This is a genomic window from Flavobacterium sp. MDT1-60 (genome assembly GCF_014844035.1).
GTDB lineage: Bacteria > Bacteroidota > Bacteroidia > Flavobacteriales > Flavobacteriaceae > Flavobacterium.
In genome coordinates this window covers 2,549,854-2,565,380 of record NZ_CP062159.1, presented here as the reverse complement: position 1 = coordinate 2,565,380, position 15,527 = coordinate 2,549,854, and the positions used below count along the sequence as shown (strand labels likewise).

The following is a 15,527-nucleotide window of genomic DNA, read 5'->3' as shown; positions in this document are numbered from 1 at the left end:
CAGTTCTCCAAAATAGTTCAAAAAAAAACTCTTTCATTAATTGAAAGAGTTTTTTGTTTTATGCAAAACCGAAAATTAGATTCCGGCAATCGCTTTTATTTCATCTATAATTCGAAGTGCCAAAACATCTGCTTTTTCCTGAGAAGGAGCTTCAGTATAAATACGAATAATAGGTTCTGTATTTGATTTTCTCAAATGAACCCATTCTGTAGCGAAATCAATTTTCACGCCGTCAATTGTAGTAATATCTTCGTTTTTATATTTTTCTGTCATGGCAACTAAAATCGCATCAACATCAATTTGTGGTGTCAATTCAATTTTATTTTTGCTCATATAATATTCCGGGTAGGAAGCACGCAATGCAGAAACTGACATTTTTTTGTTTGCCAAATGTGTTAAGAATAAAGCAACTCCAACTAAACTATCTCTTCCGTAATGAGATTCAGGATAAATAATTCCTCCATTTCCTTCACCACCAATAATAGCATTGTTTTTTTTCATTAATTCAACCACGTTCACCTCACCTACAGCACTTGCTTCATAGCTTCCATTATGTGCTTTAGTGACATCGCGTAATGCACGTGATGATGACATATTTGAAACTGTATTTCCGGGAGTTTTACTCAAAACATAATCGGCGCAAGCCACTAATGTATATTCTTCTCCAAACATTTCTCCGTCTTCGCAGATGAAAGCCAAACGATCAACATCGGGATCTACAACAACTCCTAAATCTGCTTTTTCCTTAACAACCAACTCTGAAATATCAGTTAAATGTTCTTTTAAAGGTTCAGGATTATGAGGAAAATGTCCGTTTGGTTCGCAGTATAATTTTACTACTTCAACACCCATTAATTCTAATAATTTCGGAATAATAATTCCGCCAGAAGAATTCACTCCGTCAACAACAACTTTAAATTTAGCAGCTTTTACAGCTTCAACATCAACCAAAGGCAAGTTTAAAACCTCGTCGATATGAATATCCATATATGCATCATTAACCGTAATTTCGCCTAAATTATCGACATCCGAGAAATCGAAAGCCTCAGCTTCTGCAATTTCAAGAATTTTTGCTCCTTCAGCTCCGCTTAAAAACTCTCCTTTTTCATTTAATAATTTTAAGGCATTCCATTGTTTTGGATTATGCGATGCCGTTAAAATAATTCCACCATCCGCTTTTTCTAACGGAACGGCAACTTCAACAGTTGGCGTTGTCGAAAGCCCAAGATCAATTACATTAATTCCTAAACCTATTAACGTATTTACAACCAGATTGTGAATCATCGGGCCAGAAATTCTGGCGTCACGACCAATTACAACGGTTAGTTTTTCTTTTGAAGTATTATTTTTTAGAAAGGTTCCGTATGCCGATGCAAATTTCACAGCATCAACCGGAGTCAGGTTATCTCCTACTTTTCCTCCGATAGTTCCGCGAATTCCGGATATTGATTTTATTAAAGTCATTTTTGTGAGTTATGGTTACCAGTTACAAATATAGAAAAGTTACTAAGGTTCTTGTGAAAAAAGTTACTAAGGTTCTAAGAAGCTAAGATTCTAAGATTTTTAAAAAAGTTGCTAAGGTTTAAAATATAATAAATTTAGAAGCTCTGTATCATTCATTAAAACGATCTAAAAAAGTTTTCATACTTTTACTAAAATAACTTAGGATCTTAGCTTCTTAGAACCTTAGCAACTCAAAAAAAAATGAACTTCCTAGCCCATATATATCTTTCAGGTGATAATGATTTTATCAAAATCGGCAATTTTATGGCAGATGGCATTCGTGGAAAACAGTTTGAACATTTTCCGGAAGATGTACAAAAAGGAATTATTTTACATCGTTTTATAGATACTTATACCGATTCGCATGATGTTTTTAGGCAAAGCACCAAAAGATTACATGAAAAATACCATCATTACGCAGGTGTGATTGTAGACATTATTTACGATCACTTTTTAGCTAAAAACTGGACAAAATATTCTGATGAAAAGTTAGAAGATTTTATCAATCGATTCTACAATTCTCTTCATATAAATTATGATATTTTAACCGAAAAAACGCAAGGTTTAATGCCTTACATGATTGAAAGAAACTGGCTTTTGAGTTATCGAACAGTCGAAGGCATTCATCAAATTTTGACGCAGATGGATCGAAGATCGAAAAACATATCCAAAATGCAATTTGCCAACGAAGAACTAAAAGAATTTTATGCCGAATTTGAGCAGGAATTCACCACTTTCTTTGAAGACATTCAAAAGCAATCCAAACAAAAATTACTTTCCTTATAAATCAAGACGATTTTATAAAAACCAATATTTTCTCGTTATGAAAAAAATTACATTTTTATGCTGTTTCATTTCCGCATTTAGTTTCGCACAACAAAATCCAACCGGATTAGTTACTTCAAAAGCTATGGTCGTTTCTGCCAGAGAAGAAGCTTCTAAAATAGGTGCTGACATTATGAAAAGAGGCGGAAATGCATTTGATGCGATGGTGGGTACCGAATTGGCTTTGGCAGTAGCTTTTCCGTTTGCCGGAAATATTGGCGGAGGCGGATTTATGGTATACCGAAAAGCAAATGGGGAAACAGGATCTTTAGATTATCGTGAGAAAGCACCTTTGGCAGCTTCAAAAGATATGTTTTTAGACAAAGACGGAAATGTAATAAAAGGAAAAAGTACCGAAACTGCATTAGCAATTGGTGTACCCGGAACTGTTGCCGGCGTTTTTGCTGTTCATAAAAAGTATGGTTCTATGCCAATGTCAGAAATTTTAAAACCTGTTATTGCTTTAGCTGAAAGAGGAGTTGTGGTAACGAAGAAACAGGAAAAAAGTATGAACGATTATCGAGAGTCAATTGTAAAAGTAAATGGCCCGACAACACTTTTAGCCACTAGCTTTAAAGAAAATGATACGATTAAATATCCTGCTCTTGCGGCTACTTTAAAACGAATTTCAAAGAAGGGAAGAAACGAATTTTACAAAGGTGAAACAGCAAAAATATTAGTTGATTATCTTCAGAAAAAAGGAGGAATTATTACACTTGAAGATTTAGCCAAATATGAAGCAAAATGGAGAAAACCACTTCAATTTACCTATAAAGATTTAAAAATCACATCCATGTCTCCGCCGAGCAGTGGTGGAATCTGTCTTGCACAAATTCTGAAAATGATTGCTCCTTATGATTTATCAAAAATGGGCCATAATTCACCCGAAGCCATTCAGGTCATTGTTGAGGCCGAAAGAAGAGCTTACGCTGACAGAAGTCAGTTTTTAGGTGATCCCGATTTTGTAAAAATTCCGGTAAAAGCATTACTCTCGGAGGATTATTTGAAAGAAAGAATGTCAACTTTTAATGTGGATAAAGCCAGTTTATCATCAGAAATAAAAGAAGGAAAAGTAACTTATAATGAAAGTACTGAGACTACACACTACTCTATTGTCGATAAGTTTGGAAATGCTATTGCGGCAACAACGACCCTAAATGACGGTTATGGATCAAAATATTATTGTGATGAATTAGGTTTCTTTTTAAACAACGAAATGGATGACTTCAGTGCCAAACCGGGCTCTCCAAATATGTTTGGATTAGTTGGAAACGAGGCCAATAGTATTGCCCCTCAAAAGCGTATGTTAAGCTCGATGACACCAACAATTGTAGAGAAAGACGGAAAACTTTTTATGGTTGTGGGAACTCCCGGAGGGTCTACCATTATAACATCGGTTTTGCAGACTATTTTAAACGTTTACGAATATAAGTTCAGCATGCAGGAAGCAGTAAACGTTCCAAGATTTCATCATCAATGGTTACCGGATCTTATTACTTTTGAACCCAATACTTTTGATAATACAACTATCGACAAACTAAAAGCAAAAGGATATTTGATTAATGAAAAAGCCACTCCTATAATCGGTAAAGTTGATGCCATTTTGGTTCTGCCAAACAAAACTCTTGAAGGCGGTGCTGATTTTCGAGGCGATGATACAGCGGTTGGTTTTTAAATTTTATAAATATTTGTACTTAAATTTATACAAATTTGAATGTTAAGAGCTAAATTTGCACTATTCCCCTAATTTTTACAGATAGAATGCTAAAAAAATATTTCAGAAAACTAGAAAGCATTATTGCTTTGGCGCAATCCTTAATGACTCCAAAGCAGTTTATTTTTTTATCAAGTGTTTTAATTGGTATTTCATGCTCTTTGGCAGTTATCGTTTTGAAAACTTTTGCCCATAGCGTTTTCTCATTTGCAACTTACATCAATGCCATTTTGAAGTTGAGTTTTATCAACAGTATCCTGCCTATTATTGGTATTGTGCTTACTGTTTTTGTTGTAAAAAGAGTTCTGAACGGCAGTATTGAAAAAGGTACTTCACAAATTTTATATGCCGTAGCAAAAAAGGCAAGTATAATTCCTAAAAAGCAAATGTATGCACAAATTGTAACCAGTTCATTAACGGTTGGTTTGGGAGGTTCTGCTGGTTTAGAGAGTCCGATTGTGATAACAGGAGCGGCATTTGGGTCTAACTTTGCGCAGAATTATAAATTACCTTATAAAGATCGAACATTACTTATTGGCTGTGGCGTTGCGGCTGGAATTTCGGCTGCTTTTAATGCTCCAATTGCAGGGGTTTTGTTTGCAATTGAAGTTTTATTGGTTGATGTCAGTATTTCAGCTTTCACTCCTATTATGATTTCGGCTGCGACCGGAGCTTTGGTTTCAGCAATATTATTAGACGAAACCATTTTATTGTCTTTTAAAAAACAGGAAGTTTTTAACTTTCATAATATTCCATTCTATGTTCTCTTAGGTTTACTAACTGGCTTTATAGCAGTTTATTATGCACGAAATTTTCAAAAAGTAGAGCATTATTTTGCTAAGTCTAAATGGAGTCCGTATAAAAAAGCATTGATTGGTTCTTCTTTATTAGCTTTATTGATCTTTATTTTTCCAACTTTATTTGGGGAAGGTTACGAAAGCATTAAAACTTTATCTGAAAGTGATCCCGGACAATTATTAGACAATACTTTATTTGCTGATTTTAGAAATAACCAGTGGGTTCTATTGCTTTTTGTTGGCTGCACGATGATGGTAAAAGTATTCGCCTCCGGACTTACGATTGGAAGTGGCGGAAACGGAGGGAATTTTGCTCCTTCTTTATTTTTAGGATCCTATTTAGGCTATTTCTTTTCAAAATTTATTAGCCTTATTGGCTTATCCAAATTGCCAATTAGCAATTTCACTATGGTTGGAATGGCTGGTATTTTGAGCGGATTATTTCATGCTCCGTTAACTGCTATTTTCTTAATTGCTGAAATTACTGGTGGTTACGGTTTGATGATTCCGCTTATGATTGTTTCTTCTATTAGTTTTGCTATTTCAAAACGTTTTGAGAAATATTCGCTTGACGTAAAAATCTGGCTAAAAAAGGGCATGCCTTTACTAGCAATAAAGATTCTAATATTCTTTCGACTTTAGATATTGATACTATTATTCAATGTGACTATTTGACCGTTCATCCTGAAGAAAATTTAAGCAAATTAGTTGATCTTATTTCACATTCAAATCAGGTAGTTTTTGCTGTTGTCAACAACGAAAAAGAACTCGTTGGTGTAGTTCATTTTAACGATATCCGGGAAATTATATTTAATACTTATCGGGTAAAATATACTTTGATAAAAGACGTCATGAAAACTCCTCCAGCCACTATCTCCTCTTTTGACAGCATGGAAATTGTGATGAGCAAGTTCGAAAAATCGAAATCGGCATTTCTTCCGGTTTTACGAAATGAAAAATATTATGGCTTCATTTCTAAATCTATAGCACTTGAAGCTTACAGAATGAAGTTGCGTTCTATGACTATAGAATAAGATTAATATCGGATAGATTAATATTTTGTTTTATCCGATATTAAGAAGTACCTTTGTTTTATAATGTGGAATATAGACTTAACATATAGAACTGAATTTCAATCAACTTTCGATAGATTGTACCAAAAAAGGCTTGATTTGCAAAACAGCAGACCATTGCCTAATATAGCTTTGCACAAAATCCGGGAGAGTTTATCTTTAGAATGGACTTACAATTCGAATAGTATCGAAGGAAACACTATGAGCTTGCGAGAAACCCAAATGGTAATCCAGGAAGGAATTACGATTAAAGGAAAATCGCTTCGGGAACATTTTGAAACTCACAATCACGATAAAGCGATTGATTATTTATATTCCATTGTAGACGATAATTACAAACTTCGAAGCATTGATATTCTTTCACTTCATGGGTTGGTATTACGTTCTATCGAAGATGATTTTGCAGGACGTATCCGCAATGGTGGCGTTCGAATTTCAGGAGCTAATTTTATGCCTCCAAACGCTAATAAAGTTTCAGATTATCTCGATGAATTAATTGATTTTATCAATACGAATCCATTAGGTTTAAACGATATTGAACTAGCAACTATTTATCATCATAAATTAGTCTGGATTCATCCTTTCTTTGATGGAAATGGCCGTACGGTTCGTTTGAGTATGAATTTGCTTTTGATGCGCTGTGGTTTTCCGCCTGCTATTATTCTCAAAAATGATCGTAAAAAATATTACGAAGCACTTAATCAGGCTAATAATGGCAATTATCAAAAACTAACCCTTTTGATGTGTCAGGCTTTGGAGCGCACGCTTAATATTTATTTAAGCGCGATGCCGGGAAGTACTTATGATTATCAATCGATACAAAATATTGTAAGCGAGCCCGAAACTCCTTACGGTCACGAATATGTAAGCTTATTGGCCAGAACCGGCAAAATAGATGCTTATAAAGAAGGCCGAAATTGGTATACCACAAAAGAAGCCATTGAAGAATATATGGCAACCAGAAAACGAAAACGCTAACTTAGGTTAGCGTTATTTTGTTACTAATTGTAACATAAAGTTTTGTACTCTAGCATAAAAAGAATAAATCAAAGTGGTAACTTTGCGTTTTGCTCAAAATTATGTTAGAAAAAGACAATACTATTGAAGTTCTTGGTGCAAGAGTTCATAATCTAAAAAATATCGATATTTCTATTCCGCGTGAAAAACTGGTTGTTATAACTGGTTTGTCTGGCTCGGGAAAATCATCTTTGGCGTTTGATACGATTTATGCTGAAGGACAACGTCGTTATGTGGAGACTTTTTCGGCTTATGCCAGACAATTTCTTGGGGGTTTAGAACGTCCGGATGTTGACAAAATCGACGGACTATCGCCTGTAATTGCGATTGAACAAAAAACAACCAGTAAAAGTCCGCGTTCGACTGTAGGAACTATTACTGAAATATATGATTTCCTTCGACTTTTATACGCTCGTGGCGCTGACGCTTACAGTTACAACACAGGCGAAAAAATGGTTTCCTATTCTGATGAACAAATTAAAGATTTGATCATGCAGGATTTTGCAGGAAAACGCATTAATATTTTGGCTCCAATTATTAGAGCCAGAAAAGGTCATTATGCCGAATTGTTCCAGCAAATTACCAAACAAGGTTTTTTAAAAGTTCGCGTAAATGGTGAAGTACAGGATTTAGTTTCAGGGATGAAACTGGATCGTTATAAAACCCACGATATTGAAATTGTAGTCGACAGAATGTTGATTGAAAATACTGAAGATAATCAAAAACGATTATCAGAAAGTATCAATACAGCGATGCATCATGGCGAAAATGTTTTGATGATTTTAGATCAGGACACCAATGAAGTACGTTATTTCAGCAGAAATTTAATGTGCCCTACAACGGGAATATCCTATCAAAATCCGGAGCCGAATTTATTTTCTTTCAACTCTCCAAAAGGAGCTTGCCCACATTGCAATGGTTTGGGAACGGTTCATGAAATCAATATTAAAAAGATTATTCCGAATCCTAAATTATCTATTAAATCAGGCGGCTTTGCTCCGCTTGGCGAATATAAATCTTCGTGGATTTTCAAGCAATTAGAAGTTATTGGAGAAAAATTCGGGTTCAAAATTACAGATCCGATTGAGAAAATTCCAGCGGAAGCGATGGATATGATTCTTCATGGCGGAAAAGATAAATTTACTGTAAACTCAAAAGATTTAGGTGTTACACGTGACTATAAAATTGATTTTGAAGGAATTTCGCATTTCATCAAAAATCAATATGACGAAAGCGCTTCGACAACGATAAAACGTTGGGCCAAAGATTTTATGGACGAAGTTAATTGTCCTGTTTGTGAAGGTTCACGTTTGAAAAAAGAAGCTCAGTTTTTTAGAGTAAACGGGAAAAATATCACCGAATTGTGTGATATGGATATCTCTGATTTAACAACCTGGTTTCATGATTTAAATAATCATTTATCAGACAAACAACTTTTGATTGCTTCTGAAGTGGTCAAAGAAATCAAAGATCGTCTGAACTTTTTGATGAATGTGGGTTTGAATTATTTGGCTTTAAGCCGAAGTTCAAAATCACTTTCCGGCGGGGAGGCACAACGTATTCGTCTGGCTACTCAAATTGGTTCGCAATTGGTTGGTGTTTTATATATTTTGGATGAACCGAGTATTGGTCTGCACCAAAGAGACAATGAAAAGCTAATTCATTCTTTGGAACAATTACGTGATATTGGCAATTCAGTTATAGTCGTAGAACATGATAAAGATATGATCGAACGTGCCGATTATGTAATTGATATTGGTCCGAAAGCGGGGAAATATGGTGGAGAAATCATCAGTATTGGTACTCCGGAAGAAACTTTAAAATCGAACACGATTACCGCCCAATATTTGAACGGTACAATGAAACTGGAAATTCCGAAAGAACGCCGTAAAGGAAATGGAAAGTTTTTAAAACTAAGCGGAGCAACTGGAAACAACCTGAAAAATGTATCAATCGAATTACCTTTAGGACAATTGATATGCGTGACAGGAGTTTCAGGAAGCGGAAAATCGACTTTGATAAACGAGACACTTTACCCCATTTTGAATGCCTATTATTTTAATGGCGTAAAAAAACCACAACCTTATAAAAAAATAGAAGGTTTAGAACATATCGACAAAGTAATTGATATTGACCAAAGTCCGATTGGGAGAACGCCACGTTCAAATCCGGCGACTTATACGGAGGTTTTTACGGAAATCCGAAACTTGTTCACCATGACTTCTGAAAGTATGATTCGTGGTTATAAAGCCGGACGTTTTAGTTTTAATGTAAAAGGCGGACGTTGTGAAACCTGTGAAGGTTCTGGAGTTAGAACTATTGAAATGAACTTTCTACCAGACGTATATGTAGAATGCGAAACTTGTCAAGGGAAACGTTTTAACAGAGAAACTTTGGAAATTCGATACAAAGGAAAATCCATATCGGATGTATTGAATATGACGGTTGATGAAGCCGTTCCGTTTTTTGAAATGATTCCGAAGATTTACCGAAAAGTAAAAACAATTCAGGATGTTGGTTTAGGATATATCACGCTTGGTCAGCAAAGTACAACACTTTCGGGTGGAGAAGCGCAGCGTATCAAACTGGCGGGAGAATTGTCTAAAAAAGATACCGGAAATACGTTTTATATTTTGGATGAACCTACTACAGGACTGCATTTTGAAGATATTCGTGTTTTAATGGATGTGATCAATAAATTGGTTGATAAAGGAAATACAATTCTGGTTATCGAACATAATATGGACGTGATTAAACTTGCCGATTATATTATCGATATTGGTCCTGAAGGCGGAAAAGGCGGTGGACAATTAATTGCCAAAGGAACTCCTGAAGAAGTCGCGAAAAATAAAAAAAGCTATACAGCTAAGTTTTTGAAGAAGGAACTGGAATAACCTTTTCATCTTTGTCAAAATTTTAAACTTTGACAAAGATTTATTCAATTTTAAAATTAACAATAATAATTTTATATTTTAGCTTAAAAATATAAAATAATATGAAGTCAATTTTATTGTTTATTTTAATATTATTCTCAATAACGAATTACTCACAAACACAAAAAGACAGTCTTAATAAAGTAGTTCATGAACGAATTAAAGATATACAGGCAACACAATCAGATAATCCCTACTTTACGAAACAAGAAATTGAGAACGAATATATTAATGAAAATAATACATTTCAATCTTTAGCGCAACCAAGTGAAAATAGCCCTTTATCGGATTATTTTAAAATATATCTGGAAACAGAACTTCTAAAAAAGATTAACTTTTCTACAATTAAATCTTCTTATTTATTCAAGGATATTTCAAATAATAAATTTAATTATTCTATTCGATTAACTTTTGAAATAAATAAAAAAAACAAAGCAACTAATTTTCATATCAATACTGGAAATAAAGAATTAGATAGAAAAGTTATCGAAGTTTTTAAAAAATATCCATTAGAAAAATTAGCCCTGAAAGAAAATGACAAACTTGGAAAAATCAGTATACAATTGTTTACTAGAGAGGATAAAAAAAACATCATAAAAGCAAGTACATTTCCTGTTGTCGATCAATTACCGGTTATAAAAGGCTGTGAAAATGCGAAGGTAAATTGGGAACTAAATAATTGTCTTTACGCCAAATTATATCAATATATTTTAGAAAATATTTCACTAAAAAACATTAACAATCAGAACCTAAGAGGCGAAATAATTATTAGACCGCGTTTCTTAATTAATACTGATGGAAAAATTACTGGTGTAAATTCTATAGCTCCAAATAAAGTTATAAAAGATGAAATTGACCGTTTAATTGAGTCATTTGATCAGGTAGAAATTCCAGGAAAAAGAAATGATAAACCTAAAAACACATATTGCGACACTTATCGAACAATAACAATTGTAAATATAAAATAAACCTATATTTTATTATCTCTTCCAATCTTTTTTTATTTTAATTACCTGATTATGAATTAGCATAATAAAATCTACTATTATTTCTATATTACTTTTAGATTATAATTCATGTTTTCTGTAACAATTCTCAAAAAAAGACTTAATTTAGCTAGCCGTTTTTGAAAAAATTTTTGACTTCGGCAAAGACTAATATAAAAATTATGAATCTAAAAGATAAGTTCAGTAACGTAGACCAATATTTTTCGCCTAAAATAATTGATGAAGTAAATGATCAATATATTAAAGTGGCTAAAATAAAAGGTCAGGAAATACCGTGGCATAATCACGAAAATGAAGACGAATTATTTTATATTGTTGATGGTGAACTTTTAATGGAAATTGAAAACGAACCCTCTTTCCTTATGAAAAAAGGTGAATTATTCGTTGTAAAAAAAGGAATCAATCACAGGGTTTCATCTGTTGAGGAATGTCTGATAATGCTTATAGAATCTAAAACCACAGAACATACCGGAAAAGTTAAAAGTCATATTACAAAATCAATTGAAGAACAAACCTATTAGTAAAGGATTTTTCTTTTGAAAACGACTGCCCTAGCCCTGATGGCCCCGAAGTGTCGGGAGGCATCCTTTTGTGTCCGCCGCGGCGGACACAAAAGATATAGCAGACAGCAGGACACGAGCGATAGCGACTGACGAAGTAAACAGCTCCTCCTTTGACTATGCTCAGGATGACAATAATTAAAACGACACAGCTAGAAATAAAAATATAAATTATAATATACCAAAAATGAGATTAGAAGATTTTGACAATGATGAGGATAAAGTAATTCAGGATCGTTTGAAACAAAAAACGTGGAACGAAATTAGAACCAATGACAGCTGGGCGATTTTTAAAATCATGGCCGAGTTTGTAAACGGTTACGAAAGTATGGGGCGTATTGGTCCATGTGTTTCGATTTTTGGATCTGCGAGAACAAAACCAGACGATAAATACTATTTACTTGCCGAAAAAATTGCTTATAAAATTAGTAAAGCCGGTTATGGCGTGATTACGGGCGGTGGTCCCGGAATTATGGAAGCTGGAAATAAAGGTGCACATTTAGGTGGCGGAACTTCCGTTGGTTTGAATATCGAATTGCCTTTTGAACAGCATTTTAACCCTTATATCGATCACGATAAAAACCTGAATTTTGATTATTTCTTCGTTAGAAAAGTAATGTTTGTAAAATATTCTCAGGGATTTGTAGTTATGCCTGGAGGTTTTGGAACTTTAGACGAAATGTTTGAAGCGATTACTTTGATTCAGACGAAGAAAATTGGAAAATTCCCAATTATTCTGGTTGGAGTTGAATTCTGGTCAGGCTTAATCGATTGGGTAAAAACGGTTTTGGTTGAAAAAATGAAAACAGTAAGTCCGGACGATTTGAACTTATTTAAAATCGTAGATACTGAAGATGAAGTAGTCGACGTACTCGATAAATTCTATAAGAAATACGATTTAAGTCCAAATTTCTAATTTTTTTTCCACCATATAAGTAATATAAGTTCATTTAATCTTTGCGTAAAAACCAAGCAAAACTAAATTTTCTTATATTACTTATATGGTTAAATACATAAAAATTGAAAGCTGTTTTTTAAAACAGCTTTTTTTATGCTATTTTTACAAAAAACCAAAACAACTTTAAGCTCGTAACTTAAGTATATCTCTTAATTTCTAAGCCATCCTTGAAATCATTTTATAAAATCATATTTTTCATTTTAGTTTTATTCAATTCGATAAAACAATACGCACAACATCAGTCTAAGATGGAAGTGGCGGTGAACCTTGAACTTAAAACACTGAATGTAAAACAGGATATTACGTTTTATAATACTTCTAACGATTCGTTGACTTCGATCGTTTTGAATGATTGGAATAATGCATTTTCGGATAAAAATACGCCGTTGGCCAAACGTTTTTCAGATGAATTCTACAGAGGTTTTCACGTTGCAAAACCAGAAGAAAGAGGAAATACAACTATTTTAAATCTTACGGATTCAGAAAATTTGGCTTTGGAATGGGAAAGAACCGATAAAAACCCTGATTTTATTATTGTAAAGCTGAATCGAAAATTAAATCCAGGTGAGAAAATCGATTTGCATCTGACTTATATTTCGAAGATTCCGAGTGATAAATTTACGCATTATGGTTTTGATCAAAATGGCGGAATGAATCTCAAAAACTGGTTCTTAACCCCTGCCCGATTTGAAAATCATAAGTTTATCAAAAACAACAATTTCAATCTGGACGATATTGCTAATGCGAGTTCAGATTATGAAGTTGAAATAAAAATTCCGAATAACTATTCTGTTACGACCGATTTGAATTCTGTTTCGAAAGATGTTTCAAATTCAGCTTTTAGCTCTTATTTGTTTTCCGGAAATAACAGAACTGATTTTAATTTATTTATTGAAAAGCAAAATAGTTTTAAAAGTTATATTACTGGGGATTTAGAAGTAATTTCAGATTTAAAAACGAAGAAACTCAACGAAATTCAGAGAGCCATTGTTATTAGCAGAGTAGCTACTTTTGCTAATGAATTTATTGGAAAATATCCGCATCAAAAAATCACGGTTTCTCAGGCTGATTATGATCGAAATCCGTTTTATGGACTGAATCAATTGCCGTCATTTATTAGTCCGTTTTCGGATGAATTTATTTTTGAAATTACTTTCTTAAAAACCTATCTGAATAATTATTTAAAAACGAGTTTACGTTTAGATCCCCGAAGAGACAATTGGGTTTATGACGGAGTTCAGATTTATACCATGATGAAATACATGGAAGAAAATCATCTGGATCAAAAAATGTTAGGAAGACTTTCAGACTTGAAACTCTTTAAAAGTTACAATATTACAAATCTGACATTTAACGAGCAATACAGCTATTATTATATGCTGATGGCTCGAAAAAATCTCGATCAGCCGCTTGGTGACCCAAAAAATACGTTGATAAAATTCAACGAACAGATTGCCAGTAAATATCGCGCCGGTTTAAGTTTGAGTTATTTAGACGATTATTTAAATCATAATATCGTGCCTCAAAGCGTTCAGGAATTTTATAATCTGAATAAAAAGGAACAAACAAACCGATATGATTTCGAAGATATATTAACTAAAAACAGTCCAAAAAAAATAAATTGGTTTTTTGAAACCATTATAGATTCCCGTGAAATTATCGATTATAAATTCACAACTGTTTCCCGAACCAAAGACAGCATTCAATTTCAGATAAAAAACAAAACCGGTATTTACGCTCCAATTCCGATTTATGGAATCAAAAAAAATGAAATCGTTTTCAAAACATGGATTGAACCAAAAAACAACAATGATTCAATTTATAACTTTGAGCGAAAAAATGCAGATAAAATTGTCATTAATTATGATAATGAAGTTCCGGAATACAATCAAAGAAATAACTGGAAATCGTTAAAAAATGTCGTAATAACGAATCGCCCAGTCAAATTTAATTTTGCTAAAGACCTGGAAGATCCCTATTACAACCAAATCTTATATATACCAACACTTACCTATAATTATTATGATGGATTTACACCTGGAATCCGTTTTCACAATAAAACGATATTAGACAAACCGTTTACGTTTGACATAAATCCGGCCTATTCTCTAAAAGCCCAAACAATTTCAGGATCTTCTGCCTTCGCGTGGAATCAATATTACCGCAACAGCACCTTATATAATGTACGATATTCTTTAAGTCAAAATTATTACCATTATGCGCCAGATGCCGCATATTTAAGATTGAATCCGATGGTTCAGTTTAGAATTCGGGAGGAAAATTTCAGGGACAACAGAAAACAACTTTTCTTATTTCGTCAGGTTATTGTAAATCGTGAAGCAACCGAGTACATTACAGATAATTCAACACCTAATTATTCTGTTTTTAATGCGCGATATTTAAATACCAAAACCGAATTAATCAATCATTTTAATTTTATGACTGATGTTCAATTTTCTGGAAATTTCGGAAAAGTGGCTGCAGAAATTGAGTACAGAAGATTATTCGAAAACAATCGTAAACTAAATTTGAGATTATACGCTGGAAGTTTCCTATACAATACAACAAATTCGGACTATTTCAGTTTTGGCTTAGACCGCCCAACAGATTATATGTTTGATTATAATTTTTACGGAAGATCTGAAAGTACAGGATTTTTCAGTCAGCAATTTGTAATGGCAGAAGGTGGTTTTAAATCGAAAATTGCCCCTTCTTACGCCAATCAGTGGATGTCAACATTAAATGCCAGTTATGCTTTATGGAACTGGATTGAACTTTATGGAGATATTGGTTTTATGAAAAGTAAACACCAAAGTGCTGATTTTGTTTACGACAGCGGTGTTCGCTTAAATTTAGTTCCGGATTATTTTGAACTTTATTTCCCTGTTTATTCAAATAATGGATGGGAAATTACCCAAACGAAATATAACGAAAAAATAAGATTTGTTATAACATTGTCTCCTAAAACATTAGTCAATCTTTTTACCCGAAAATGGCTTTAATTAAATAAATTTTAATCAAAAACATATGTAATTCTCATTAAATTGTGTTTTTTAATTCATAATACATAAATAAAATACGTAGTTTTTTGATTTTAAATACAAATAATTAAATTATATTTATTTTAAAGAATTATGATT

General features: G+C 33.3%; 9 protein-coding genes and 1 pseudogene. 9 read left to right on the top strand and 1 reads right to left on the bottom strand.

Annotation, left to right across the window (positions count from 1 at the left end):
- Window positions 1-75 precede the first annotated feature (75 nt).
- Entirely contained in the window at window positions 76-1,464 is a 1,389-nt protein-coding gene (glmM, locus tag IHE43_RS11055) for a phosphoglucosamine mutase (protein WP_192187979.1), read from the bottom strand.
- 240 nt (window positions 1,465-1,704) lie between these two features.
- Between glmM and IHE43_RS11050 the strand changes: the two genes are divergently transcribed.
- The 9 genes and pseudogenes from IHE43_RS11050 to IHE43_RS11010 all read left to right on the top strand — a co-directional run bounded on the left by IHE43_RS11050 (window position 1,705) and on the right by IHE43_RS11010 (window position 15,389).
- Window positions 1,705-2,289: an ACP phosphodiesterase gene (locus IHE43_RS11050; RefSeq protein WP_192187978.1), complete on the top strand. Its 585-nt coding sequence runs from the start codon at window positions 1,705-1,707 to the stop codon at window positions 2,287-2,289.
- 37 nt (window positions 2,290-2,326) lie between these two features.
- Complete coding sequence (gene ggt, locus IHE43_RS11045; protein WP_192187977.1) at window positions 2,327-4,003, top strand: gamma-glutamyltransferase; 1,677 nt, start codon at window positions 2,327-2,329, stop codon at window positions 4,001-4,003.
- A gap of 86 nt (window positions 4,004-4,089) precedes the next feature.
- Window positions 4,090-5,873: pseudogene (locus IHE43_RS11040) on the top strand (chloride channel protein).
- A 63-nt stretch (window positions 5,874-5,936) separates the two neighbouring features.
- The gene (locus IHE43_RS11035) at window positions 5,937-6,890 is read left to right on the top strand and encodes a Fic family protein (RefSeq protein ID WP_192187976.1); all 954 of its coding nucleotides are present in this window, start codon (window positions 5,937-5,939) and stop codon (window positions 6,888-6,890) included.
- A 101-nt stretch (window positions 6,891-6,991) separates the two neighbouring features.
- A complete protein-coding gene (gene uvrA, locus IHE43_RS11030) occupies window positions 6,992-9,823 on the top strand; it encodes an excinuclease ABC subunit UvrA (protein WP_192187975.1) in 2,832 nt (943 codons plus the stop codon).
- 101 nt (window positions 9,824-9,924) lie between these two features.
- Complete coding sequence (locus IHE43_RS11025; RefSeq protein WP_192187974.1) at window positions 9,925-10,830, top strand: hypothetical protein; 906 nt, start codon at window positions 9,925-9,927, stop codon at window positions 10,828-10,830.
- 200 nt (window positions 10,831-11,030) lie between these two features.
- A complete protein-coding gene (locus IHE43_RS11020) occupies window positions 11,031-11,390 on the top strand; it encodes a cupin domain-containing protein (protein WP_192187973.1) in 360 nt (119 codons plus the stop codon).
- A gap of 226 nt (window positions 11,391-11,616) precedes the next feature.
- Window positions 11,617-12,345 (top strand): TIGR00730 family Rossman fold protein, encoded by a 729-nt coding sequence (locus IHE43_RS11015; RefSeq protein ID WP_192187972.1) that lies wholly within the window; start codon window positions 11,617-11,619, stop codon window positions 12,343-12,345.
- Between the two features lie 290 nt (window positions 12,346-12,635).
- Entirely contained in the window at window positions 12,636-15,389 is a 2,754-nt protein-coding gene (locus tag IHE43_RS11010) for an aminopeptidase (protein WP_192188201.1), read from the top strand.
- Window positions 15,390-15,527 lie beyond the last annotated feature (138 nt).